Annotated in this window: 24 protein-coding genes; 5 read left to right on the top strand and 19 right to left on the bottom strand. The window is 39.0% G+C overall.

Features of this window, described 5'->3' with window-relative positions; translation table 11 throughout:
• Positions 1–74: 74 nt before the first annotated feature.
• Together J0A69_RS17765 and J0A69_RS17770 are read right to left on the bottom strand one after the other, a co-directional pair.
• Positions 75–1802 (bottom strand): hypothetical protein, encoded by a 1728-nt coding sequence (locus J0A69_RS17765; protein ID WP_206587966.1) that lies wholly within the window; start codon positions 1800–1802, stop codon positions 75–77.
• Between the two features lie 347 nt (positions 1803–2149).
• On the bottom strand, positions 2150–3538 hold the full coding sequence (locus tag J0A69_RS17770; protein WP_206587967.1) for an MATE family efflux transporter: 1389 nt from the start codon (positions 3536–3538) through the stop codon (positions 2150–2152).
• A gap of 354 nt (positions 3539–3892) precedes the next feature.
• Between J0A69_RS17770 and J0A69_RS17775 the strand changes: the two genes are divergently transcribed.
• Positions 3893–4621, top strand: a complete 729-nt coding sequence (locus tag J0A69_RS17775) for a DUF4397 domain-containing protein (RefSeq protein ID WP_206587968.1) — start codon at positions 3893–3895, stop codon at positions 4619–4621.
• Positions 4622–4692: 71 nt separating this feature from the next.
• On the opposite strand, the gene J0A69_RS17780 is transcribed toward J0A69_RS17775, so the two are convergent.
• The 12 genes from J0A69_RS17780 to J0A69_RS17835 form a co-directional block, all read right to left on the bottom strand.
• Entirely contained in the window at positions 4693–5070 is a 378-nt protein-coding gene (locus J0A69_RS17780; protein ID WP_206587969.1) for a VOC family protein, read from the bottom strand.
• A gap of 146 nt (positions 5071–5216) precedes the next feature.
• Entirely contained in the window at positions 5217–6638 is a 1422-nt protein-coding gene (locus J0A69_RS17785) for a hypothetical protein (RefSeq protein ID WP_206587970.1), read from the bottom strand.
• Positions 6619–7167 carry an RNA polymerase sigma factor gene (locus J0A69_RS17790; protein ID WP_206587971.1) on the bottom strand — a complete coding sequence of 183 codons (549 nt, stop codon included), beginning with the start codon at positions 7165–7167 and terminating at the stop codon, positions 6619–6621. Before J0A69_RS17790 ends, J0A69_RS17785 begins: the two co-directional genes overlap by 20 nt.
• A gap of 90 nt (positions 7168–7257) precedes the next feature.
• The gene (locus J0A69_RS17795; RefSeq protein ID WP_206587972.1) at positions 7258–7425 is read right to left on the bottom strand and encodes a hypothetical protein; all 168 of its coding nucleotides are present in this window, start codon (positions 7423–7425) and stop codon (positions 7258–7260) included.
• A 60-nt stretch (positions 7426–7485) separates the two neighbouring features.
• Positions 7486–9105, bottom strand: a complete 1620-nt coding sequence (locus tag J0A69_RS17800; protein WP_206587973.1) for a hypothetical protein — start codon at positions 9103–9105, stop codon at positions 7486–7488.
• Entirely contained in the window at positions 9102–11288 is a 2187-nt protein-coding gene (locus tag J0A69_RS17805) for a hypothetical protein (protein ID WP_206587974.1), read from the bottom strand. The genes J0A69_RS17800 and J0A69_RS17805 overlap by 4 nt, the downstream gene beginning before the upstream one ends.
• Entirely contained in the window at positions 11285–12451 is a 1167-nt protein-coding gene (locus tag J0A69_RS17810; RefSeq protein ID WP_206587975.1) for a BatA domain-containing protein, read from the bottom strand. The genes J0A69_RS17805 and J0A69_RS17810 overlap by 4 nt, the downstream gene beginning before the upstream one ends.
• Positions 12451–13320, bottom strand: coding sequence for a DUF58 domain-containing protein (locus tag J0A69_RS17815; RefSeq protein ID WP_206587976.1), 870 nt, complete (start codon positions 13318–13320; stop codon positions 12451–12453). The genes J0A69_RS17810 and J0A69_RS17815 overlap by 1 nt, the downstream gene beginning before the upstream one ends.
• Complete coding sequence (locus tag J0A69_RS17820; RefSeq protein WP_206587977.1) at positions 13310–14305, bottom strand: AAA family ATPase; 996 nt, start codon at positions 14303–14305, stop codon at positions 13310–13312. The genes J0A69_RS17815 and J0A69_RS17820 overlap by 11 nt, the downstream gene beginning before the upstream one ends.
• Before the next feature lie 5 nt (positions 14306–14310).
• On the bottom strand, positions 14311–14931 hold the full coding sequence (locus tag J0A69_RS17825) for a DUF4159 domain-containing protein (RefSeq protein WP_206587978.1): 621 nt from the start codon (positions 14929–14931) through the stop codon (positions 14311–14313).
• 184 nt (positions 14932–15115) lie between these two features.
• On the bottom strand, positions 15116–16432 hold the full coding sequence (locus J0A69_RS17830; protein WP_206587979.1) for a TldD/PmbA family protein: 1317 nt from the start codon (positions 16430–16432) through the stop codon (positions 15116–15118).
• A gap of 17 nt (positions 16433–16449) precedes the next feature.
• A complete protein-coding gene (locus J0A69_RS17835) occupies positions 16450–18093 on the bottom strand; it encodes a TldD/PmbA family protein (protein WP_206587980.1) in 1644 nt (547 codons plus the stop codon).
• Between the two features lie 372 nt (positions 18094–18465).
• Between J0A69_RS17835 and J0A69_RS17840 the strand changes: the two genes are divergently transcribed.
• Entirely contained in the window at positions 18466–19389 is a 924-nt protein-coding gene (locus J0A69_RS17840; protein WP_206587981.1) for an NAD-dependent epimerase/dehydratase family protein, read from the top strand.
• 9 nt (positions 19390–19398) lie between these two features.
• Here J0A69_RS17840 and J0A69_RS17845 read toward each other — a convergent pair whose 3' ends face one another.
• Positions 19399–19944, bottom strand: coding sequence for a hypothetical protein (locus tag J0A69_RS17845; protein ID WP_236032991.1), 546 nt, complete (start codon positions 19942–19944; stop codon positions 19399–19401).
• 213 nt (positions 19945–20157) lie between these two features.
• The gene (locus tag J0A69_RS17850) at positions 20158–21315 is read right to left on the bottom strand and encodes a hypothetical protein (RefSeq protein ID WP_206587983.1); all 1158 of its coding nucleotides are present in this window, start codon (positions 21313–21315) and stop codon (positions 20158–20160) included.
• Positions 21316–21460: 145 nt separating this feature from the next.
• Here J0A69_RS17850 and J0A69_RS17855 point away from each other — a divergent pair, with 145 nt between their 5' ends.
• The gene (locus J0A69_RS17855; protein ID WP_206587984.1) at positions 21461–22360 is read left to right on the top strand and encodes a cation diffusion facilitator family transporter; all 900 of its coding nucleotides are present in this window, start codon (positions 21461–21463) and stop codon (positions 22358–22360) included.
• Here the strand turns inward: J0A69_RS17855 and J0A69_RS17860 are convergent.
• Entirely contained in the window at positions 22351–22941 is a 591-nt protein-coding gene (locus tag J0A69_RS17860; protein ID WP_206587985.1) for a uracil-DNA glycosylase family protein, read from the bottom strand. The genes J0A69_RS17855 and J0A69_RS17860 overlap by 10 nt on opposite strands.
• 228 nt (positions 22942–23169) lie before the next feature.
• Between J0A69_RS17860 and J0A69_RS17865 the strand changes: the two genes are divergently transcribed.
• Together J0A69_RS17865 and J0A69_RS17870 are read left to right on the top strand one after the other, a co-directional pair.
• Positions 23170–23754, top strand: coding sequence for a DUF4136 domain-containing protein (locus tag J0A69_RS17865; protein WP_206587986.1), 585 nt, complete (start codon positions 23170–23172; stop codon positions 23752–23754).
• Positions 23755–23997: 243 nt separating this feature from the next.
• Positions 23998–24846 (top strand): OmpA/MotB family protein, encoded by an 849-nt coding sequence (locus tag J0A69_RS17870; RefSeq protein WP_206587987.1) that lies wholly within the window; start codon positions 23998–24000, stop codon positions 24844–24846.
• Between the two features lie 78 nt (positions 24847–24924).
• Here J0A69_RS17870 and J0A69_RS17875 read toward each other — a convergent pair whose 3' ends face one another.
• Together J0A69_RS17875 and J0A69_RS17880 are read right to left on the bottom strand one after the other, a co-directional pair.
• Positions 24925–26274 (bottom strand): TolC family protein, encoded by a 1350-nt coding sequence (locus J0A69_RS17875; RefSeq protein WP_236032993.1) that lies wholly within the window; start codon positions 26272–26274, stop codon positions 24925–24927.
• A complete protein-coding gene (locus J0A69_RS17880) occupies positions 26252–26935 on the bottom strand; it encodes an ABC transporter ATP-binding protein (RefSeq protein ID WP_206587989.1) in 684 nt (227 codons plus the stop codon). Before J0A69_RS17880 ends, J0A69_RS17875 begins: the two co-directional genes overlap by 23 nt.
• Between the last annotated feature and the right edge of the window lie 23 nt (positions 26936–26958).

Genomic DNA, 26958 nt, shown 5'->3' on the forward strand with positions numbered 1-26958 from the left:
TTTAATCATTTAAAAGTGTTAGTAAAAAAAATTGCCAATTGATAAAAAGTATCAAACGTATGGCTAATCAAATATTAACTCGGATTTGAGTAGGTAATTGCTGTGAGCAAATCCTGATGTTCTGAAAACTGAACATTTTTATAGACAAAAACCTTTCCCCCTGGGAATATAAAATTCTGAATATCGGAAGCAGGAATATCTTTAAAATTAGCGCTGGAGATGTTTTTAGCAAAGTTGGTAATATGATCAATCATATCGTTCATATCAACAAACCAGGTGATGATCCCTTTTAGATCAATCTTCTGATCCTTATTCTTACTTGTAGAATTTAGATCTGCCTTAAGGTTTCCATTTTGATCAACTGATAAAGTATAGGTATCAGTGATCGTTCGATCCACTACATTGCCATCGGTAGAAGTAAGGTCAAAAGTAGCCTTGACATAAATAACCAAATGCTGCAAGATTGTAATCGTATTTCCACTGAATTGAACCGTACAATTAAAAGATGATTTTAAATCGAGTTCACCATATGTAAGACCTGATTTATCGTGACTTTTCCCGTCACTTGAATAAGAAATCTCCAAAACTGTTGCTCCTGACTCAGGAATTGTAATGGTATCTGGAGTTTGGCCGGGAGTTAGATTCCATTTATTATTAACCTTGCCCATCGCATGTGCAGTCACATGAGTATAAGCTTTCATGCATGAGTTTTTAACAAATGGTACTAGTTTGGTTTGATAATAAGCTGCCAGCGTATTTCTATTTATGGAAATCATTCCACTCTCATCTGCGATATCAGCTGGATCCACCCAATTCCAATTAAAAGTTGCTGCTCCTGGCAATGCCCCATTATTAACTGAACATAAATAATCCAGCGTATATGCATCTCTTTGAGCAGGTGTTGGATTTTGCACCGGAACGCCATTTCCATCCACAAATTGCCCAACCTCTCTTTCTATACCTGTCAGCCTTAAACTTGATTGATCAGGGGTATTAGAAATGGCATGAATGGAAATAACCGGTTCTCCTTCATTCTTGACAATTCCAAAATAGAGATCTAAAAAAGACTTGGTGAGAACTGTACCCGCATCAGTATTTGGGTCTAATCCTTGGATTGTGGGAATTGACTGCAAAGCCGCATTATCCAAATCAAACAATAGCTGTTGAAGACTAAATGCACTCGAACTAATATTTTTTAGCTGTGCAATAAGTGCTTGTTTTTCTTTGGGATGATTTTGAAAGTATGGCGTATCAAGCTCTTGGTCTAGATCTTTATAAACCAAGTTGACGGTTGTTGAAAAATACCATGATTGATTATTTGGCTGTGTCCAAACATTCCATGAACCTGCAGATCCGAATCCACTTGGCGGACTATTCTGGATAATCTCAAATTCTGAACAAAGAAGATTAAATCGAACATTATCTGCGGAATCTCCCAGGCTAACAATTGGTGGCAAATCTTTTGGAAGGATATTAGATGGCAGACCCATTTTTATTTTTAGACCTACCACAAACATGTTTTTAGTCAATGTACTGATCCTTGGATCATCATATGAAGTCCCATTTGGAATATCAAATGGATTCACCCCTCCTGTTTTTGCCATAAGGTCTTCCAGACTGATTTCTTCAGTTGGATTCCCTTTTGAATCGGCGAGAAAACAGAGGTAGGTTTCCGGCTGACTGCATTGGTCTAAATACTCCTTTAAACTCGAGTTGATACTGGCTTGGGTTGTCCCTACCACAAAATCATATCCATACTTCTGACTGGATAAAAAAGATTGTAAACTTGATGTTGTACTCATGATTAACTAGTTAAAAATTAATTAAAAATTGATTTATAAAAAGAGAGCATTAGCTGCTCAAGTTTCCAAAAATTGTAAAACATAAACAGGAAGATCCAGGCTTATTCCAGAAAAATGCTTTTTGAACCTAAATATTCGTTGTAAAAAATTTTCTTGCGATTGACATATTCAATATAGTGAAAATGAACTAGTTACGAAAATCAACCACTGCATTAAAACAGGAAATTCCATAATTCCTTTCACCACATTGGACAATATTTATTAAAAAAATCAAGTTCCCAATCCCAAAAAATCAATATCATTTTAAGTCCACTTGAAATATTTCAATGGAAAAAAAATGAATTATTTTATCTAATTCCTTGCTCCACCCAGATCCTTCTGTTTTTGATTGTTCGCACTTTCCAATAGCCTGTTTTATAATACACAAAGGCAATGATCGCAGCAATCAAGTTAGAAATAGGGAATGCCCACCATATCCCTTCAAAACCAAGAATGGTTTTTGAGGACAAAATAAAGGCAGTGGGAAAACGAATAACCCACATACTGAAAACAGAGATTAGCATGGAGGCTTGTGTAAACCTCGCTCCGTTAAAAACCCCATTCAGCACTTGCTGTACTCCCAAGAGACCAAAACTTGGCGCCATGATTCTTATAAACTTTGCCCCATCTTGAATAACCTGAGGGTCATTTGGAACAAAAAAGCGAGTCAGTGTTTCAGCAAAAGCAAACAAAATCAATCCCACTGAAGTCAAGCCGAAAAAGGCAATTTTACTGCTGAGATCTCCAATTTTTTCTGCGCGTTTAATCTTAGCAGCACCTATATTTTGCCCAACCAGTGTTGTCGTAGCTATTGCAAAACCCAAAGCTGGAACAATAACTAAACTCAATATCCTGGCACCTATTCCATAGGCTGCCACCACTTCACTTCCATAACTTGTCACCAACATGACCATTACTGTCATGGCAGCGGCGCGGGAGGATTGCTCCAAACTGGATGGGATCCCCAGACTAAAAAGTCGTTTGACCCATTCAAATTTGAGCAGCATGTCTTTGATATTGATCTTAATTCCTCTTTTGCCACGAAATAAAATCACTAAACCTGCTAAAGCTGAAAGGCCTTGAGTAATTACACTAGCCACAGCTGCTCCGGCCACTCCATAAGCTGGAATAGAGCCATAGCCAAAAATGAAAAGCGGGTCTAAAACTAAATTTAAAAACACTGTGCCCAGCACTATGTACATAGGAAGCAGGACATTGCCGATTCCTCGCATCAAAGACTGAAATACAAAAAACATAAATAGGAATACAAATCCCCAAGATGATACCTGAAAGTATGAAACCGAGTCATTGAAAATTTCAGGCCCTGCTCCTATCAATTTCATTAAGGGGTTGGCAAGGAAAAAGCCAATTACCGCAAGTAAAGCTGAAACCACCAGCACAACCATGACTGTTTGAGAGGCCGCAAAATTGATCATCTTTTGATTGCCGGCACCTTTAAACTGGGAAACTATAACCGTTCCGGCTAGCGTAAGGCCCGCACCTAAGGACAAAACCAGAAATAAAATCGGAAAACTGATACTCACAGCAGCTACCGCATTGGCACCTAATCTCCCCAACCAAAAAGTATCAATCAATTGATAAGCGGTTTGAAGAATATTAGCCATGATAATTGGCCAAGCCAGAGTGGTCAAAGACTTGAGAATGTTTCCTTCCAGCAGCTCTTGGTTATTTTTCATAGAATTATTGGGAGAATTTTATCTCGATCTTCTATTACCAATCATTTAAAAAAGAAAAGAATTCCATTCTTGCACTAAAAATACAAAAGTGCATACCAATTGAAGACATAAATCGTTTAGCAGCAACTTTTGATTGGTTCTTATGTAAGAATTATAATCTTGTTTAGAAAGACATTATCCTAAATAATAGGTTAAACTTGAACAAATTAGCATTTTGTTAAAACCATATTACAAAGTCCAAAACTGCTTATTTAATATTTAGAAGGCTGTTTTTAGTGAATAATTTTTCATTCCTCTGTTTCGTTTTCATACCTGATCTCGTCTCGGTAAAGAATAAAAACTAAACCATTTCTTATGTTTAAAAGAGTAAAAAACTGGACTGCAAATCATTTCAAATCATGGATGGCTCTTTCTATGATTGGGGCAACACTTTCCCTAAGCAGCTGTTTTAATGATGACGATTTGCAGGAAACTCCTCCCGCAGGTTATGTATTGATTTATCAAGGTTCACCTGATGCTCCTTCTATGGATGTGTATGCAAATCAAAACAAAGTGAACAATTACCCAATCTCCTTTACAGAAGGTATCAACTACAGTCCTTTCTACACGGGAGAAAGAGCTTTCAAATTCACCTCAAATAATTCTCTAAGCTCACTTTTGGAGAAAAACTTCACCATCAAAGAAGATAGTGTATATTCTCTTTTTGTAATGGACAAAGTAGCTCAATTGGATGCTGTTTTGATTCAGGACAACTGGAGCGAACCGACAGCTGATGCATCTCAGCTAAGATTGGTGCACCTTTCTCCAGATGCAGGGAATGTCACACTTGAGATTTCAGATATAGAAGGAAACTTTGTGGATGACTTGGCATTCGGAGAGGCGAGCGAGTTTGATGGTCTTTCTCCGGATATTTACAACTTGACAGTGAAATCCGAAAATTCTGGAGAAGTATTGGTAACTGCGACTAACATTGAGCTGAGAGGAAATAGCGTTTATACATTAATCTTGAGAGGTTTAAAAACAAACGCAAACAATGAGACTAAGCTTGACCTTCAGATGATTACCAATTACATCAATTATTAATTTCAACACATTATAAAAAAACACCCCTGACTGTAAGATCTTTCAGGGGTGTTTTTTTTGTATTAGCCAATTTATAATTCTTGCACCACGGAAAGTATGTTTCCTGCAGGATCTTTAAACCAGGCCACAAGAGGACCAGCTCCTCTACATATTCCTTTTTCGTCAGTTTTGATTGGCTCCACATATTGTTCAAAGACAATCCCTTTTTCAATCAAAGCATCCACCGTCTTTTCAACATCTTTCACTGGAAAATTCAATACGGTATAAGTAGCGGGCTCGTGGTTAGTTTTAGGATAAATCATGATCTGGCTTCCACCTGGGATTTTCAAGGCAAGTAATCCCATGGGCAATTTCTCCACCTCCATCCCTAGCACTTCTCTGTAAAAAATTTTTGCATTGTGGAGATCATCTACAGAGAACCCTCCAAAGGCTTTTGTATTAGTAAACATGGTAAAATAGGTTTTGAATATTGAATAAAAAGCATTTAAAGATTAATAGCAATTTAATCCTAATCAAATAAAAATAAACGCAAAAAAAGTGGCCAAGAATTACCTCGGCCACTTACTTCTTAAATCGAAAATTAAATAATCAAAGTCTATCGATCTGATCCACCAAAGTTCAGTTTCAAGCTTGCTCCAAACATCCCAAACTTGTCCCCAAAGCCTGAAACTGTCTGTAGCTGATGATTGTAAAACGGCATCACCATGTAGTTTACAGATTTGGATTCATGCACTCGGATATTTACTCCAAAATTAACTGTCGCAAAAGGATAGAATTTAGAATTCGGGTTATTCAATTCCTGTGTTCGACTCACAGCGTTGCTTTGGAGAGCAAAGGAACTACTATTCATGGCATCAAAGGATGATGAATTGGACACTACCACTTGCTCATTCACCGTTGTCACTTGCTCTGTATTTTGGTTTAGCGCATACACATTCGAGAAACCTGCCTGAACTGATATTGCTTCATTTCTTGTGATCGGATATTTAAAATAAAGCGGCATTTCTAACTGAACTTGCTGAATGTCCAGCTTATCAACCTGAGAGGTTCTATATCCTGCCACAGTCACTGCCATTTGGGATTTGTTCTGTTGGTTTAGGTAATTCAATCCAAAACCAGAACCCAAAGTCAGTTTACCCGGAAGATCCACATTCAAAGACATGCCCACTCCTAAACTTGATGCAGTCGTTGTATTATTGTTTTGCTGCATGGTGGCAAAACCTGGTGAAACCCCCATACCAAGATAAACCCGGGTTTCTTCTTTGGGTATTTCAGGGAAATCTTCCTCGCTTACAGTTGCTGTCGGGACTACTTCTGCCAACTTTTCAGCTTTATCATTCTCTGTTTTGTTAGCCTGATTCTTATCAAGCATTATTGTCTTGGATGGATTTTCTCCTGATGCAATCAAAGAGGATGAATTTACTGGCTTTTCAGCCTGCTTTTTTTCTACCTCCGGTGAGATTACAGCCACAGTTTTTTCTTCAGTTTTTAAGGCAGTCTGAGTCTGCTTTTCAACCGTTTCAATTGAAGGATTTGTTTCTTCAGCAGCTTTGATTTCTGGTTTTCTTGAGGTATTCGAAACTGTATTGGATTTTTCTTTTGCAGGGTTTGTAGACTCTGCCAAAAATCCTGATTGACTTGCAGGTTCCTTTACTTTGGCTTTTTGTTCCTGAGGCAACTCTGATGGAGCTTGCACCTCAGACTTTTGCTCTTCTTTTACCGATTCCTGTAGACCTAATTCAGAAGCTTGATCTCCCGCATTTGCCAAAACAGGAACATCCTTTCTGTCATCAGAAAGATCATTCTGCACTAAGAACACTTGAGAAAGGGTAAATAGCAATGCCAATGAAGCTGCTACCGCACCTGTCCAATAGTACAAAGTTCGCCTTTTCCTCGCTTTCCTTATCTTCTGGAAGTTTTCCCAAGCTCCGATTTCATAGGGGAGCTTTCCTTCTTCCAAATGCTTTTTCAGGGAAGAAGCGATCCAATTATCTGACTTATCTTCCTTCATATTCATTTAAATGAGTTTGAACCAACTGACGGAGTTTCACTTTGGCTCGGGTTAGATAAACTCGGGATGAACCTTCAGTGATACCCAGTCGATCGGCTATTTCCTTGTGGCTGAAACCTTCTATTTCGTAGAGGTTAAAAACCAGTTTTTGATCTTCCTGTAGTTGGTTTATTAATCTGATGATATCTTCATAACCCAGATTGGAAATCGCATTCACCTCGTATTGATTAGGAATGTCGATCTCAAAATCAGATTGGTTTTGAAACTTTTTATTTCTTCTATAATAATCTATTGCAGTATTGACAGTGATCCGACGAAGCCAGGCTTTGATAGTCTGAAAATTCTCTACTTTTTTGATTGTCCCAAAAAATTTCAAAAAAGCATCATTGGTAATTTCCAAGGCCAGATCCCGGTCTTTAGAATAAGACAGACTGATCCCCATGACATAGCCATAGTATTTTTTGTAGAATACTTCTTCATGCTTTACTGACCTCCGTTTGCAACCGGAGATGAGTTCCTCGTCCGTATAGTTCAAATCAATACGCTATTACTAGTAAACCTTATTGGTCGCCACTTCCTCCATGTATTTCAGCTTAAAGCTTTCTTTCTCTCCACTCTAAACCGATTAATCTATACGGTGAAAGTTCATTAGATGATACATTGCTGAATCCTCACTTATCGCTACTTCTACCTCCATGATCTGACAATTTTCATCTGCTTGCACAGACTCTTTCTGTTTATGGGGAATTCCCCAAAAGAAAAAGAACAAGGCCAACTTCAGAAAGCTTTTCATGGTGGTTTTTCAACCAAGACGCTCGCAAGTTTGTAAGTGCAACAGCAAGCTCAAAAAAAATCAATAATTAATTCTTGGCTCCAACCAAAGTAATCCAAAAGCAAGCAGAAACACAGCAAGCCAAATCCAGCCTGAAACTGACTTTTGAAGGTAAGAAACTGAGGAACTTCCTTCGGATTGATTTTGGAAAAACCCAGCCATCTTTTTCTCATTTTCGATTGGTGCCAAAGCATCTTCAGAATAGACGAATACTTCCAAAGAATCAGCTAAAGAAACCCAACCTGAATCTGGAATCACCAAATCGCTGAATTGAGAAAAAGGGTTTATCAAATCCTGTTGAAAATAAATCGTATCGTTCCCTAAGCTTGCATATCCTTCACTCTTTTCAGTTTGGTTCAACTGAATCTGGAGAGACTGATTCTGAAAAACAGGAGCTTCATAACTCCAATTCACAGCTTCATTCGGACTCAGTTTGCTTAAAATCAGTTGCCAAGTATTGGAATAAGAAACAGAATCTCCGCTTAAATATTGAGGAAAAGTCTGGCTGATTAAACTTACTCCCACTTTCTTTCCATCAAGATTTTGAATTGCTACCGATTGATCAAAAAGGAATTCCATCCCTGGTTTTTTGGCGAATTCATAGGGAAGAACCTCAATCCCTGATTCGAGTTTTCTGAATTCCTCATCCCTACTTTTCTTTACTTCGAATTCAGTCTTAAAATAATCATTGATTGCTTTGATGTCTGCAGTGGGATTGGAGAGGTTCATAACAAGCAAACTGACAGCTCCATCATTCAATTGATCTATTGCCTTGCTGGTTTTGAGTTGATCTAAATCTCCGATCAAAATTTTCGCAGAGTCCAAATCTGAACCTGAAGTTTGAATAACTGCCCCTCTGGATACCTGAATTTTATCCTCCACTTTTTCACCCTGCGAAGAAAGAAATGTGCTAAGGATTCGAGATTCAGGATTTGGGAATGAAAATAGAAGGCTATAGCTTTTTGGACTTGGCGGCAAAGCAAAAAATCGGATTTCACTTACCAAATTCTCTCCAAAATAAAGCTGCAAGCTATTTCTCCCTATGACAGAAACCGGGAATTCCATTTCAAAATCCCCATCATTCACAACCAAACTATCACTTGCAATCAGCTGATCTTGCATCTTTAGCAAAATCAATTCATTACTCGCATCATGAATTTTTCCTTTGATTTTTTGAACCTCACCCTTGTGTACTATCCCCTTCCAAGTCAAAAACGTCAATTCATTGTCTTGATGAGCCGGAACTCTCTGAATGATATGACTCGAGAGTTTATTCAGTTCGACATTTGAATAATCACTTCCAATCAAATAAACCGGATTGCCTTGACCTTTAAATTGATCTATCGCAAAGGATTTTCTGATGCCGAGGCTATCCTTGAAAAAATTGATTTGCTCAGATGGAAAGGATTTGGGATGGACCAAAGCAGGATCAGAAGCCAGTTCAGAACGCCAAGTTGGATGTACTAAAAACCCAATCAGGGATAAGCTTAGGAAAGCATGAAGGATGATTTTTACGGTTTTCTGCTTTTTGGAAATGTTAGACTTAAAGATGCTCCAAACCTGAAAGAGCAGAATCAGAAAAATAATCCCTACAAAAACGCAGAGCCAAAGAAAAGGAATGGATGGGTCGAATTGCATCATTTGATATTTCTCCAAAATGCTTTTTCCAATTCCAATTGCTGCAAATAAGAAGCAGACAATTCCTTCCCTGAAACCACAAACGGATAAAGAGATTCAAAAAGCTGTGCCTTCCCTTTAGCTTCAAGTTCTCCTGAAGACAACTGCTGCAACTCCAATAAAATATTCCAATCCTCTACCCCAGAATATTGCATTCTTTCTGTCCAAAGCCTCCCTAATTCAGCAATTGTCAATTTCTCAGATTCACTAAGCTGATCTTTGTCCAACAATCCCAAAACCCGAGAAGCCAATGGCTGAATTCTTTCATCCATTTCACTTTGCTGCTTTTGAATCAACTGGTCAATATCTTTCAGTTCACCTGTCAGGCGTTTTTCCTCTTCCTTGATTGGAGGTGGATCGAATCCGGTTCTTTTTACATAAACTCTTGATTTCTGCTGTACAGATTTCAGGTATTCAAGCGCTTTCTTTTCATAAGGTAATGCTTTTTCCGGCTCATATAAACGCAGGTATAATTCAGATTGCCACATCTGTTCCAAAGCCATTTTGAGCGCTCCTTTGGTTGACTCCTCAAAGAAAGTATTCTCCTCCTCCGAATCATGGCTGTGCATAAAAGCACTTAACAAGCCTCCCAAACCAGATTCATCTTCAGTTTCAGTAGCTTCTAGCGGGTCCCCATGTTCATGTTCCTCTTCAACTGGGATCAAAGCCGAAGCCCTTTCCAATTCTCCTTCCTCATCATGATCATGTCGATAAGCTGCCAGAATATCCCCACTATCATCTTCTATTGAACCACCCCCTGCACTATTTTCAAACTCTTCACCCAAATATTGTCCGTATCTCAAGCGCAATAGTTTTTGGTCATAGCCGATATTATTGGAAGTTTCGTTGAATTCTTGCTCTTTCATCGTCTTTTTCGCAGCAATCAGTTTTTCGGTATCGATGATGATCTGTCTCTGACTTCTGAAATATTCTGGTAAAATGTTTATTGCCATCCCAGCTAATTCTGCTTCCGCCAATCCAGTAGAGTCCACATACTTTATAAAATAAGTGTCGGATCTCGAGAAATTCGGTTCAGGTCTCTTGTTATCTTTAGCTGCCCAATAGTAATACAATTCATCACCTTGCTGGAAGCCTAAAGCTTCAAAGTCAAGCTCAGAAGAAATAGTTTGGGTTTGAAAGTTCTTCTGAGGAATATCAATCTTGCTTTCTCTGAATTTCACATTCTCCCCAGATCCACGAGCCAAGGTAGCAACCAAAAAAACTTCCGATACTTTAAAGTCATCAGACACTTTGGCCTCTAAAGGCATTTTGGAAGGATCTTTATAAAAATGAAATTTATAAATCTCTTTTTCGGAAGGCAAAATCACAGGAGCCTTATCCTCCACTGCCTCAAGGGTAAAATAGGAAGACTCGAAAACCTTTTCCTCTCCCCTATAACCACGAATGGCATAAATCCCGGATCCAGAAGCCTCATCCTCCAATTGAAATGAATCCTCAAGTTTTGTAAAGTCTAACTCTTCAGCTCGGGAATTAACCAATTTAACTTCCAGTTCCTTTCCATTATTGAATTGAACCTGCCAATTGATTTTAGATCCTTTGATAGTTTGAATCTCCATGGATTCCTGAGTTCTCTGCGGTAATCCTGTATAGGCCGGTGGAGTAATCGTAACACTTAAATCCGATAATTCAACTGCTAGAACTTCCGTGCTCTCTGAGAGGGTATTAGCTGGTAAGTCTTGGGTTTCTGAGTCTGAATCGGTGAAATCAAAGCTGAAAAAACTCAAGGCAAAAGCAAGCAGTGAAATACAGAAAAAGATCAAAAAGGTTTTAATATCCTCTCCTAGCAGATTTACCTTTTCATTCGGAATTTGCTCATTGATTCTCTCCCACTGCATGGCTTCGGCAAGATTTTTCTCCTTTTTATTCAGAAGTTCCAGACTAAACTCCAAAGACGGAATCCTTTCATGTAGGATCTGAATTGCCCATGTTTTGTGATTTCTGAAAAGACCCTGGAAATAGGCAGCTATGAGAAATGCACAAATAAAACAAGCTATCCCGACGGTCAATGATTCTGTAAAAGCATAAAACAAAATCCCTACTCCCAATCCAACCAACAAGGCCTTCAGAGAAGCATTTAGCTTGATTTGATTCTCAATATGGGCGATATGTGATTCCAGCTTACTCAAATCCCTTTTTTATTTGACAATACCCTTTCTACACCAAATGTGACCAAAAACATAGCAAACAAAGCAATCTCCAAACCCGACTTTTGCTCTGAGGATCTTTTGGCATCAATTATAAAACGAGATTCAAGTTGTTCTTTTGAAACCGGTGAATCCATTGGTTTGAAGCCTAGAAACTTACTTATTTCCCTCATCAAAAATTCAGGCAAGGTTCCATTTTGGACCTGCTCAGAATCTTCAAAAGTCAATGATTCCGGAATTATTATTTCATTCTTTTGATAGGAATAAGCTGGATTTCCTGTCAAAAAATAGAGTTGGTCTTTCCTTTTATTTGTGGTTATCGAACTACCAAAAATCAGGCTTGCCTCTTCCATGCTATCAACTTCCTGAAAATTAAGATGCATCACTTCCTCGATTGAATTTAAGGAAGCTTCGATAACCCTTCTTTCTTCCTCATCAAGATTTAGAAAATAAGGTAAGCTTTCTATTTCCTTCACTCCCTGTTGATTTCTCAATTCCTCAGAAGAGACATCGCTCAAAATACCGGCTTGACTTACCTGCAAAAAGGTAAGTGAATCAACTTTTATGCTTGTACTTGAAGGATTAAACACTGAAATCTCTGCCAAATGAATGACCGGTTTAACAGGACTAACGACTGTACCTTTTGGAAGAGAATTTTGAGAGTTTGGTAAATAAAGATGGATTTCTGAAACTGAGCTTTCTAGCTTATTGATTGTTTCTTGGATCTGAAGATTTTCAGTGCTTGCAAAATCCACTTCGTCTGATATTGCTCTTAAATCCGGTTCCAACCAAAACACTTCCGCGCCACTTTCTTCTCCCTGTTCTATTTCAAAGCGATACTCCTCATAGACTTGAGAAACAGGGGCTACCAAATGAAAGATCGTTTTCTCTTCAGAAATGGACCAAGCTGGAAAAATCAATTTGGAAAGGATCAAGATCATCAAGAAAAGTAAAAGCAAACGCAGGAGTAGGATCAACCATTGATCCAAACGGATTGATTTAGAGGATTGATTTTCTTGTTCGCTGAGCCAAGCCATCGCCGCCCAATGAACCCGCACACCCTTTTTACCATTCCACAAATGGATGGCAATTGGAATGGCCAATCCCAACAATCCCCATAGCAATATAGGCTGAAGAAATTCCATCAGATAAAGGACCTTTTAGCCAAAAACTTAGAAATCACCAATACGATTGGTTCATCCAAGGTTTCTTGGATTAGATGAATATTCGGCTGAAACAATGCCTCTTTCAGCGAATTGAGATAATTGGTGATAGCTTCCTTATAATCCTTTTTTACTGAAGCACCGTCAAGGGTAATTTCTTTTTCAGATTCGAGGTCTTGAAACAGAAAACTTCCTTTCATATCAAAATCCACTTCTTGTATTCCCAAAATCTGAAAGAGGACAATCTCTTTTTGGGGATGCTTCATGTCCTCCACGATGTCTATCCATTCATTTTCTTTTTGCAAAAAGTCGGAAACCAGAATGATCAGCTCCTTTTGCTTGCTTTTGAGTTGCGGGAAAGATTGCCGGGAAACAGGCCAAGAACCTGATGCTTTTTCAGTTTCCAAATGGTATAAGATTCGCTGAAAGCTCTTCGGTGAAGGAGCTACTTTTTGAGAAAGTTTGCCTTCATGAAAGGTAAAAAATGAAAGAGAATCTCCTTGTAAATGAGCCAAATAAGCTAGCGTAGCAATCAGGTTTTTTGCGTAATCTAAGCGCTTTATCCCCTTTTCCTCATAGTTCATAGACCCAGATAAATCCAGCATAAAGCTCACATGCAAGTGACTTTCGGCTTGGGATTCTTTGATCATGTATTTGGAAGAACGGGAAAAATATTTCCAATCTATCCGCTTCGGATCATCACCTGGTTCGTAATATCTGTACTGCTCAAACTCAGAACCTGTTCCCACTCTTTTCCCCAAATGAATTCCCTGCTTGAGGGCTTCACTGATGATTTTGGCAGAAAGCTTCAGGTTATTAAGCTTGAAAATTTCCAGATTGCTAGCTTGCATGGACAGGAAGAGAATCTACGATTTTTGTAATGATGGCATCCGCTGCCACATTTTCTGCCTCTGCTCTGAAATGGAGTGATAGCCTATGGCGAAGAACAGGAAATGCCAGAGTTCGAATATCCTCAGGAGTGACGGCAAACCTTCCTTTGACAATAGCTCTGGCTTTTGCACAGAGGATCAAAGCCTGTCCAGCACGGGTACCTGCACCCCACTCCACATAGTCTTTGACCATTTGTACGGAAGTGATGTCCGGTCTTGTGGACCTGATCAATTTATTGATATGCTCCAGAAGTTTGGAATCAATATGCACCTGTCTTGTCAATTTCTGAAGCATCAAAACCTCAGAACCAGAAAGGACAATCTCTGGTTTTCCGGCATAAGTTCCGGTTGTTTTCTCTAGTACCTCCAATTCCTCTCTTTCCGAAGGATAAGCCAGTTTGATGTACAGTAAAAATCGATCAAGTTGGGCTTCAGGCAAGGGATAGGTACCTGATTGTTCGATTGGATTTTGTGTGGCAATGATTAAAAAAGGACTTGGAAGAGGATGGATTTGACCTCCGTATGTTACCATTTTTTCCTGCATCGCTTCTAGCAAAGCAGCTTGTGTTTTGGGAGGTGTCCTGTTGATTTCATCAGCCAAAACCATATTGGCGAAAATCGGCCCTTTATTGAACTGAAAGAATTTCTTTCCCGTCTCATGATCTTCCTCGAGGATTTCAGTACCCAAAATATCACCTGGCATCAGATCAGGTGTAAATTGAATTCTTTTAAACTGGAGTTCCATCACCTCAGAAATAGTCTTGACCATCAGGGTTTTTGCCAAGCCTGGCACTCCTTCCAGCAAGCAATGGCCTCCGGCAAGCAAAGTGATGATGATTTCATCCAGCACTTCTTCCTGACCGACAATTACTTTTGCGATTTCTTTTTTTAGCGAAGGAATTTTGGCTACCAATTCCTTGTATGTTGCCAATTCTATATTTTCCAAACTGTTTAGGTTAAAGCATAGACCACTATATTGACACCGAACTTGGTGTTATCAATTTTCAAGAAGCGTTTGTTTCTAAAGTCATAGTCCCACTCACATCCGTAATCTTTGTTACTGTACAAAACTGCAATTCTCCCGTTGATGGTGATTGCTTTCAGATAATCGTGGATCAAATCGTCTCCCCAGCCATTCAATTCAAATGAAGTAGCAGGTGGACCATCTTCAAATTCGAAGAAGCAACGATAGATCCAGTGGTCATTTGGGATTTTTTGCAAAGCTTCTTGTCCGAATATTTCGGCCATCTCAGCTTCAAATGATTTAGCGAATAAGCCATCAATGTCGTGGTTACAATCGTCCACAAAGACGAATCCTCCATTCTCGACATAAGTCTTGAAATTGGCTTTTTCCTGAGAAGAAAAATCTACCAATTTATGGCCACTCATGTAGCAAAAGGGACTTTTAAAGATCTCAGGACTACTCAATTCCACTACTTTTTCTGTTTCATCCACGGGAATAGTGGTATACTCCACTAAGGAATTGATCAGATTGGAAGGCATCCTTTGATCCGTATCCCAGTTACCTGAGGTGTATTTTATTCGGGTAAAGAAGAAGTTGGTAGCTTTCATAATGGCAATCTGTCACCCTGAGTACTTGAGAAATGAGAGTCTCGAGATCTAAGGGTCCTCGACTCCGCTCGGACTGAAACCGATATTTAATCTCAATTTTAATCAACTAATCCACAGACCAAGATTGAACAATCCCTATACAATCAGGAATCTGTTGAACATGGTCTGTGGACTGTTGACTAACTTATACAGCGTCTGATAAACTTGTGAAGGTAAAGTCCCTGATTTTCATCGCTGGAACCATACTTCCTCCAACACGCTGTGGTTTGCCCATTGATTCAATATTGTTAAGCATAATGATCGGGCTTTCATTGAATCGGAAGTTTTTCACTGGGAATTTGATTTGACCATTTTCAATGTAGAAAGTACCATCTCTGGTCAATCCTGTATACAGCAAAGTCTGAGGATCAACAGATCTGATATACCAGAATCTTGTCACCAAAACTCCTCTTTCTGTACTTTTGATCATATCAGCAAGGGATTCATTACCACCTTCGAAAATCACTCCTCTTGGTCTTGGAACAGCTTGAACACCCTGCTTTTCTGCCCAATAGCGGGAATAAAACAGATTTTTCGCAACACCATTCTCTACCCAAACTGTTTTTTCCAAAGGAAGTCCATCATTACTCCAAGGAGCAACTGGAATATCTGGATGAGTCGGATCAGAATAGATATTCACTCGTTCGTCAAATAACTTCTCTCCCAAACGAGTACCTCCACCCTTTTTACTCATAAAGCTTCTGCCTTCATCTGCACTTCTTGCATCCAAACCAAAAGTCAACAGACGCATTAAATCTGCTGCTGCAGTTGGCTCCAAAATAACGGTATATTTTCCTGGTTCGATTGCTTGAGCATTGACAGATGCTTGCGCTTTCTGAACTGCCAAGCTTGTAACTGGTCCGGATTTAAGGAGATTGACGTCATTGTAATCGCAGCTTGCATAGCCGGATCCTGTTCCGTCTGCAGTTCTTACAGTTACAGAGAAATCTACAGAGGTACTTTTGTTATAGCCAAATAGACCTTTGCTGTTTCCTGTAGCCACGAACCCTGAAAAATCTTCCAAATAACCGGCGGCTGTAAGATTCTTATCTGCACAAGGTTTGATACTGTCAATCGCTACTTGAGCCCGGTAATCTGGATCAATATTATCCGTAGACTGAATAAAAGTCTTCGTTTCAGGATAATCCTGAGGACCTAACATTGGCATGTATTCAGGGTTCTCTGGAGCTAGCATGGCGATTTCTTCTGCACGTGCCACTGCCTTTTTCAGAGATTCATCATCCAATTCGTTGATGCTCGTAGAGCCTGATTTTTTTCCATAGACTGAAGTGATGTTCAGCCCAATACTATTCGTTTCCCCACTGGTATTTACTGTGTTTCTGGCATAACGGATGTTACCGGTACGACCTCCAGAAATACTTACCTCAGTCTCGTCAGCTTTGGCGAAGGAAAGAACTTTATCTATAATTTGTTTTGCTTCTTCTTTAGTTAAAATAGCCATTTCGATGATTTTAAGAGTTAAATCTTTCTTCCAGTGTTGATTACATTGACGCCGTCAAAACGGGTTGTTGAACTCCCGTGAGACACTGCAGAAGCCTGAGAAGGCTGCCCCTTACCGTCAAAGAAAGACCCAAAGAGTTTGTAATCATCCTTATCACAAATCTGGGAGCAGGAATTCCAGAATTCCTGAGTGTTGGACTGGTAAGCCACATCCTCAAGCATTCCTGCGATTTCACCGTTTTTGATTTCATAGAATAATTGACCTCCAAACTGGAAGTTGTATCGCTGCTGGTCAATGGAATAGGATCCTCTTCCTACGATATACACCCCTTTTTCTACATCTTTAATCATGTCATTGACACTGAGTTTTTCAGTTCCTGGCTTCAAAGAAATATTAGCCATTCTTTGGAACTGTACAGATCCCCAGCTATCCGCATAGCAGCAACCATGAGATTCATTTTCACCCAAAATTGAAACTTGATCTCGGATGGCTTGGTAGTTAACCAAAACACCATTTTTGATCAGATCCCACTCTTTGGTTTTCACACCTTCATCATCATAGGCAACATTTCCTAAGGAATATGGCTGGATTTTATCCGCCACGATGTTCACCTTATCAGATCCATATTTGAAATCACCTGATTTCCACTTATCCAAGGTGGCAAAACTGGTACCTGCATAGTTTGCCTCATAACCTAACACTCGGTCAAGCTCCAATGGGTGACCAACAGATTCGTGAATAGTCAAGCCCAAATGGTCAGGATCCAATACCAAATCATATTTACCAGGAACTACCGATTTTGCAGACAACTTCTCGACTGCTTGCTTAGCAGCCATGGTAGCATCTTCGATCAAGTCATAGGAGTTTCTATAGCTCACCAATCCTGCAGGACCAGGGATTTTTTCAGAAGCAAGGCCATCCATGTATTCATAGCCCATTCCCATCGGAGCACTAAGTGCCTGTCTGGATCTGAAGTTTCCTTCTGTCTTATTAACCGCAGTTACAGTGAAGTTTGGCCAGATTCTATGTACATCTTGGTCGATGTAGGAACCATCGGTGGATGCAAAATACTTTTGCTCATTCACCATAAATAAGGCAGAATTCACAAATGCCGCTCCATTTTGGATTGCAGCATCATTTGCACTTAATAGCAAATCTATTTTATCCTTTACAGGAACTTCAAAAGCATTTTTCTTAATTGGAGTTTGCCAAACAACTTCTCCTGCTCCTTGAACCGGAGCTAATTGAACAGGTTCATTCTGCAATTTTGAATTGGCTTTTGCAATGGCAACTGCAGTTTCAGCACAAGCTTTGATTCCGTCAGGAGTGACATCGGAAGTTGCTGAAAATCCCCAAGTACCTTCTGCGATAACTCGGATTCCTACACCGAAAGATTCAGCATTGGTAATATTCTGAACATTTTTCTCCCGAGTGATCACGAATTGGTTCAGGTATCTACCAATCCGAACATCAGTGTAAGTTGCTCCTTTAGCTTTCGCAGCATTTAAGGCGATGTCTGCCAGCACTTTTTTAGCTGTTACATCTATTCCTGGCTCCATTAATCGCTCTGCTGTCACGGGATTTCCCATGGCAAGCAATCCCGGCGTAATCAAGGCTCCAAAGCCCATTCCGGAAAGATGAATAAAATCTCTTCTTTTCAATTTACCTCCTGTTTAAATAATGGTGTTAGTGATATAAGGTTTATTAGGGTAATGTCATTAAAAATACACCGATCTATCGGCTAAGCCAAAATTTTCTACAGCCGCGGTAAAATCTCCGTTTATCCCCCCTGTTTCATTGTTTGACTTCATCAATTTTTAAATTTTCCTCAGTTATCGAGCAAAATAGGAGGAAAATTGAAGCCTGTTCTTTAAAAATTAACCAAAATAAATTCTCTGAAATAGAATTTTAGACCCTCTTTATGAAAAATAATAGACTGCCACTAAAATCTCCATTCTTAAAACAATTTGATTTAGAAAGCTTAATTTCAAGCTTTATTCTTAATTTTTAAATCTACAATAACTTTAAGCTTTATGAAGCTCCACACCATCCTAGGTGCCAATGGAAACATTGCCCAGATTGTATCTAAAGAACTTGATAAAAAAGGCATTCAAGTCCGTCAATTCAGTCGCAATCCCAAGAAAGTAAATCCTTCAGATGATCTTGCTTCAGGAGATTTATTGGATAGTTTGGCAGTTTCAAATGCTGTTTCAGGAGCTGAGGTGGTTTACCTGCTGGCAGGCATCAAGTATGTCAGTAAGATTTGGGAGGAAGAATGGCCGATTATCATGGAAAATACCATTGAAGCCTGCATCACACATGGTGCTAAACTGGTCTTCTTTGATAATATGTATGCTTATGATCCAAATGAAGTTGGGAACCTGACCGAGTCTACTTTTCTGAAACCCGAAAGCAGGAAAGGAAAAGTGAGAAAAGAAATTTTGGACATGCTTTGGAAGGCAGTTGACGAGCGAAAATTAACCGCCCTTGTTGCTAGAGCCGCAGATTTTTATGGACCTGATGCTTCCAATAGTTTTATAAATGAATTGGTAATCAAAAGAATGAAAGCTGGAAAATCTCCTCAATGGCTCTATTCTGGAGACAAAAAGCATTCTTTTACTTACATCCCTGACGCTGGTAAAGCTACTGCCTTTCTGGCTTTGCAGGAGGATTCTTGGAATCAGAGTTGGCATCTCCCAACAGACAATTCCTTTCCAACAGGAAATGAAATCACAGCGATTTTAAACAAACAATTGGGAACAAACCTAAAGCTACAAGTCATGCCTTCCTGGCTGATCATTCTTTTAGGTTTCTTTATGTCAGTGATGAAAGAAATCCAGGAATTGAAATACCAAACAGCATCTGATTATTGTTTCCATTCTTCCAAAATCGAAAAGGCCTATGGCATCAAGCCAACTCCGATTGAAGTAGGCTTGAAAGCATGCCTGGAAAACTAATTGATCATATTAGATCACTTCTTCTTTTGTGAGTTGTCGAAATGAAAACTTATAGCCTTCGTATGCTGCAATACCATAAAACAAAAGATCGATTATTTCGAATGTTTCCTGCATTAAAATGAAAGTGTAGGAATAATCGAAATAGATTAAGGTTTCTATGTAATTAAGTTCTTCCTGGTTGGCCACAAAGCCTAGAATGCTCAGAAAATTCCCTAAAACGCAACTTAAAAGAGCAATAGCGCCTCCAGCATAGCCAAAAGATTGATCCACTCCTTTTCCTAAGAAACGGATTGTAAAACCTACTCCTGCTCCGATAGCAATTGCCATATATCCAATCTGGAAATTGGTTGCTACGGTAATAATCCCCCAAAGAACAGCTCCGATTATGCCTGCAACAATTCCCCCTAAAACTGCCAAAGGAAAATTCTGCTCCATTCTTAATTCCCTGAGTTTTGATTCGGAAATATTTTCAACCATGAACGCAGGTTCCACCAAATCATTGGCCCCCATTTCCATCGCTGCTCGTTCATCGATAGAATAAGTCGGACAGCTCATCGAGAAATTTGCTTTTTCCCCTGTAAGACTGCAAATAAGCCCTACCTCCATATTCATTTGCCGATGAATACATTTTTTACAGAATTGTAATTGTTGATCTCGAGTCATAGAAATCTTTCGATAAATTCACCGAAGCTATGAAACTGAAAACCAGCAAAAAATACCCTCCATTGGGTATTTTTTACTGGTTTTTAAAGAAATGAAATTTAAAAGTTATTCTCTCAATAGTTTAATTTTATACAGTACAATCCCATCATCCTCAGTCACTGCAAGATTCCCGTCTTTTGACAGTATAAATTCACCATTTTTATTCACTACCATTGGATAATCGCTAGCAATAGGAAACTGAAGATCAACTGCCAATTGGTTAAAATCCTTATCAAAAACCACTGCATAATTCGGATTTTTCTTTTTACTATCAGTGCTATAGTTAGGATCTTTCCTATCCAAAGTTGCAAAAACATCCTCCGAAATTCCTTTGGTGTAAGTACCTACATAAAATTCTCCGACTTGGAAAAGATTGGTCAGATTTCCAGTGATTTTTTTGCTAAACCCTTCAAAAAATTGATCTGCTTGATCGGCAGGAACAGGATCATAACTTACCCAACCAGGGATGTCAATTTCTACTGTCTGCCTATATTCAAACCCTTCACCAGACTTTTGGTAAACGTAAAATCTTGGCTCCAACCACATGGTCATCAAGAGCAAATCGTCAGCTCTAGTATAAACTGGAATCGGAAACCCATGAACCTGATCATCTAGCAAAGGGGATGTTTCGGGAAGCTTGACCACCCCTAAGGTATCACCCGTTGATTCATCTAAACTGCTTACTAAAGGAAGTCTGTATAATTTCTGGTAAAAATCACCTTCGCTCATATTAACCGCAAAGGTCTCCGGCCATAGCGAAGGAAAATAAGTTTTGCTGTCCTCCTTAAACACCCCAAGTTTTGGATAAAACATAAAAATCTGATAGTTGTAAGGAATTTCAATCTGTCCAACTCTTGAGGAGTCTTCAAATTGATAATATCCTTTGGTGGGAGTCAAAACAGTTACTTTTCCATCCACATAACCAAGGCCCAAAGCCGTTTCAACTGCATCTATTCCATCAGAGCTGAATTTGTTCGAATTGATGTTATTACCGGATCCATCTACTTCCAGATATTCATAATAGGAATCATTTGCCAGGAGATATTTTTCTGTTGCAGGATCATAATCTAACAGCATCAAGTCACCTAAATAATCCACCTGAACAGAATCAACTAATTCCAATGAAAATTTAGGAGCTGTCTGATCTTGATCTTTTTTTTCAGCGCAAGAAAGGGAAAGAGTCAGAAGAACGAGGAAGGCACATGTGTTTGTAAAAAGCTTCATACTATGAAAGTCAAAAACAGTAAATCAACGAAAAGAATAAGTAATAAAGCAATTTCTATATTTCACTCCAACTAAAACATTGTTAATTTTTATGCAATTCCCTTGCATGCCTCTTTTCTTAAATTAGTATTTACATTCAAACTATATGGCCCACTCCCACGAGCATCATCATCATCACTCTTCAGGATCAAACCTCAAGCTTGCGTTTTTTATGAACCTAGCCTTTACCATCCTTGAGATTTTTGGGGGGATCTGGATCAATTCTGTAGCAATACTTTCTGACGCCATACATGATTTGGGTGATTCGGTTTCTTTGGGTATCGCTTGGTATCTGGATAAAAAGTCCAAGAAATCAGCCAACCATCAGTTTTCCTTCGGTTATACCCGATTCTCTTTGTTAGGTGCCTTGATTAATGCTGTCATTCTGATCACAGGATCATTTTTTGTGATTTCGGAGGCAATCAAGCGATTAATCAATCCTGAAGTTTCTGATGCCAAAGGAATGATACTATTTGCTTTGATTGGCGTGGCCGTGAACGGATATGCCGCCTGGAAAGTAAGTTCCGGTACTACCCAAAATGAAAAAGTAGTCAGTTGGCATTTATTGGAGGATGTTTTGGGTTGGGTGGCAGTCCTGATTGCTGGGATAATCCTTTATTTTAAAAACATCCCTTGGATAGATCCTGTACTTTCGTTGGCTATTTCGATGTTTATCCTTTGGAATGTCTTCAGGAATCTAAAAGACACTATTTACATTTTTCTTCAAGCTGTGCCTGCAGAACTTTCCCTTGAAGAGATCAAGAAGAAAATCTGCGAAATCCCGCAAGTGGAATCAATTCATCATACGCATCTTTGGTCTCTAGAAGGAGCACATCATGTCTTCACTACGCATGTGAAAATCAAAAAAGTGGAACAGTTAGAGGAAGTTATAGCTGCCAAAAATGCAATCAAGGAAGTGTTAAAAAGCTATCCTTTCAGCCATTATACTGTGGAAGTTGAGCTTCAAGAAGAAAACTGCGAATTAACAGAACCTCATCAACACTGATCTTTCAAGATTTCAAAAATACGTTCCCTTAGATCAGGTAGCACTTCCTCTTCAAACCATGGATTTCTCTTTTGCCAAATTCTATTTCTTGGAGATGGATGCACCAGAGGAAAAAACTCGGGTAGATATTCTTGGTAAGATTTTACAGTTTCCGTCAGGTTTAACTTCCTCCTGGCTCCTAAGTAATAAGCTTGGGCATAATTGCCGATCAATAAAAAAAGCCTGATTTCTTTCATCTCATCCAAGAACTTAGGGTGCCAAAGTGGAGCACATTCCGGTCTTGGAGGAAGATCTCCGCTATTTCCTTTTCCCGGATAGCAAAGTCCCATTGGTAGGATTCCAAAAACCTCAGCGTCGTAAAACTGTTCTCGATCCACATCCATCCACCTTCGAAGTTCCTCACCGCTTGGATCATTCCATGGGATTCCAGTTTGCTGAACTTTGGTGCCTGGCGCCTGACCTACTAACAATACTTTACTTGATTTCCTTACCTGAAAAACTGGATTGGGTTCAAAAGGTATTTTTCCTAAGCAAGTTACACAGGATTTTGCTTGAGAACAGAGGATTTCAAATTCACTCATTATTCATCTTTTTCTTAAAAAAATGAAAACATTTATCGCTTTCACGACAATATTACTATTTAACCTAGCCCCTTGTGCATAATTGATTTTTTTTATCTAACTTAAATAGCTATTAAACTCATTTACAAGTTATTGAAAACATAATTATGTGAATAAAGGTTAATCCGATAACGCTAAAAAGTTCGTATTTCTGATATACTTTTTATCAACCAAAGAATTTGAACCATTATGAAAAACTCCTACCTGATCCTGTCCCTCCTTATTTTGCTTTGCGCATCCTGCTTTACCCAAAAAGACTATGTGACTGAGTATGATTACAATTACCAAGGTTCTTTTAAAAAGTACAAAACCTTTGCATTCGTGGTGCCTGATGAAATAGATACAACCACAATCACCCCTGTTCTAAACGCTACAATAGGCGCTAGATTAGGCTCTCAGGGTTTCCGTGAGCAAGAAGCAAAACCAGACATGTTGGTGAGTTACAAAATTTTCATGGACTCTATCCGTTATAGAGGATATGTACAGCCTGAATTTGATTACTGGTTAGGAAGGAGGGGAGTCACCACTGTAAATGAAGAAGGTGAAGAGGAGAAAGAACAGGAAAAAGACGAAACATATAACCAAGTCAAATACCATCAGAATCAAGGTATGTTGGTTATTTACGTGATTGACAGCAAAAGAGGAAGTACAATCTGGCAAGGCTATACCGCTGCCAATTTTGATTATTCCTCACCAAATTTTCAATCTGATATTACTAGAGCTGCATATCGTGTCATGAATGAATTTAAGGTTGTCAACCGGTACATGGAATAAATTTAATCCTATTCCGAGGGAAAAATCTTGTGCAAACTGTGGATAGCCTCCACACATTTTTGAATACTCCGATCCATTTCGGGGTATTTTTTTTGTTTTCAATCATAGTGTAAATCAACTTAAAATGGCTCTTAATAGCCAATAGAAGCAGATTTTGAGATTCTTAAGCTTTTTTAATCTGAGGAAATCTGCCTGTGGCAGTTGGTTTGGATTTAACTGATCAAAACCAAGAAAACTTAAACAATGAAAAAATCACTAATTATCACAGGAATTCTAGGAGCCTCAATGATGGTTTCTTGTGTTTCTAAAAAGAAATACACTGAATTAGAAAGCAATCTTTTTAGAACCCAAACTGAATTGGCAACCACCAACCAGGAAAAAGCTGAGCTAGAAGAGAAAATGGCTATCATCGAAGCCAGAGTCGCTGAGTATAACAACAGAATCAATTCTTTGAGAGCAGTGAATGATGAGTTGAACAGCACTAATGCAAGCCTTTATGATATTCAAGGCGGAACTGTCATGTCCAAAAACTCTAAAGCTAAAATGAATGAAACTTTGGCAATGGTAGATCAGGATAAACTGGCTCAAGCCAAAACTTTGGAAGATTCAGTTAATCTTGCTGTAGAATATAACCTGAAGAAAAACATCACTGAAACCACTGTTGACGGTGAAGAAGATGATGTTCAGATTAACATCGATCAGACTGTAGTCATGATTTCTGTATCTGATAAGTTACTTTTCAACACAGGTAGTTATAGAATCAACAGCAAAGCTAATCCACTTCTTGCCAAACTTGCTGAAGTAATTAATGCTGAACCAAGTCTTCAAGTGATGATTGAAGGTCATACAGATCCAAGATCAATTTCAACAGGAGTGATTCAGGATAACTGGGATCTTTCAGTTAAAAGAGCAACCAGCATCGTGAGAAAACTACAGGAAGATTACAATGTAGCGCCTGAAAAAATGATTGCAGCAGGTAGAGCTAGTTATATGCCTATCGTAGAGAATGATTCTCCAGAAAATATGGCGATCAACAGAAGAACAAGAATTGTTCTGATCCCAGATTTGGATATGTTCTTTGCAATGTTGTAATCCCCAAACTACCAACCACAACCAACCAAAAAAGGCTGATCTCAAGAGATCAGCCTTTTTATTTTGTCTATCTATTTTTTAGAATGTTACATCTAAAGTTCCCAAGGCGTGTTTCATCAAAACTTCCTGAAAATAAAGTGTAAAAACAGCTTGCGCTTGATCTGCTTGCGCAGCAACTAATTGCTGATTGGCAGTGGATAAGTCCACAAAATTAGAAAGTCCAAGTCTGAATCTTTCTCTCACCGCATTCCTAGCTTCTTCAGCTGCCAAAACTTGGATTTGCGTGTTTTGCTCTTTCAAAACCGCAGCTCTATAATTCTGGTAAGCCAATTTCACTTCCTGATATACTTTTCTGTCCACCGACTCTTTTTGAAGGATTTGATTTTGGTATGCTACCTTTCTTCTTCCTACATCCAATCTGGTCTGGAAATTATTGAAAATCGGAATTGACAAATTTAAACCTAGTGTATTCTGAGGATAAATTTTCAACAATTGTTCTCTGAGTGATCGATCATCAAGAGAAGTAAAGAAGGTGTTATAATTGAAAAAAGCATTGATTCTAGGATAATACATCGCCTTCATCGCCTGCACACTTTTCTTAGCAGCGGAAACCAGCATTTCTTGTTGCTCTAGATCTGATCTGTTAGACAAAGCCAATTCGTAAAGCTCTCCAACTGTCATTCCTTCAAAAGAAACAACCGCATTCATTGGATCCACAGCGCTCAACTGTGGAATCACAGTAGGCTCCAATTGTAAGTATTCAGAAAGATCCCACAAATCATTTTCTAAGGTCACTTGGGCCGTCACAGCCACTGATTCCAATCTTGCTACTTCGGATTCTTGATTGTATTGATCAGAAACTGTGCGCAATCCTGCATCAACAAAACCGGTAATTTGTTCCAATTGCTGCTTTTGATTTTCAAGATTTTCTTCTGCAATTCGAAGTAATTCTCCATCCAAAAGCACTTGCAGATACCTTCTGGAAACATCAAAAATCACTTGCTGCGCAGCTCTTTCCAAGCCCTTCTCCCCAGCCATATAATTCAATCTGGAAGATTGCGTATCCAAAATTCTTCTACCTGCATTAAAGACCGGCATATTCAAGCTTAGACCTGAAGCCACGATTTCGTTGGTCACATTGGTTACCACGATCTCGCCTTCGATCTGCTGAAACTGCTGACCGTTTTGCTGCTGGAAGGAAGTATTAATATTGGCATTTGGAAAATGAGAGGCCAAAGCAGACTGCTTTTGCCTTTTCAAAATCTCCATTTCATTGGATTGAATCTGGTAGTTCAGGTTATTGGACAGGGCAATATCCACCGCCTCCTGAAAGTTGAGTTTCAGAGTATCCTGAGCCATTAAATTTCCAGCAGAAATCAAGCTGATCCCTACAAATAGCACTAATTTATACATGGGTAATAACTTCATCTTGATCAATTTTTCCATCCAGCATCTGAATCAACCTGGTACCGTAGTCTGCATTTTCGCGAGCGTGTGTAGCCTGAACAATGGTTGTTCCTTCCTTATGGAGTTCTTGAAAAACCTCCATAATCTCTTTTGCCTGACCTGAATGCAAGTTACCGGTAGGTTCATCAGCCAATAAAATTCTAGGCTTCCCGGCAATCGCTCGGGCAATTCCTACCAATTGTTGCTGACCTCCTGATAGTTGAGCTGGAAACAAATCTTTTTTGGCAACCATGTTAAATCTGTCCAAAAGATCTGCAATGATGCTTTTACGCTCATTGGAAGAAACATTTCTATAAAGTAGCGGGGTCTCGATGTTTTCATAAACTGTAAGTTCATCGATCAGATGATATGCCTGAAAGATGTAACCAAACTCAGATTTATGAAGAGAAGAGCGTTCACGGTCTCTCATTTTGGTGATGTTCTTATCACCAAACCAATACTCCCCGGAATAATCTTCATCCAGAAGCCCCAGAATATTCAATAATGTGGATTTGCCGGCACCACTTGGTCCCATAAGAGTTACAAACTCTCCTTCATTAATGGTCAGGTTAATGCCTTTGAGAATGAAAATCCGCTGAAAGCGAGATTCTATGAATTTATCAATTTCTTTAAGTTGAATCATTTTTAAATAATGAAATGAAATTT

Origin of the sequence: Algoriphagus pacificus (genome assembly GCF_017254845.1) — a bacterium.
GTDB classification, from domain to species: domain Bacteria; phylum Bacteroidota; class Bacteroidia; order Cytophagales; family Cyclobacteriaceae; genus Algoriphagus; species Algoriphagus pacificus.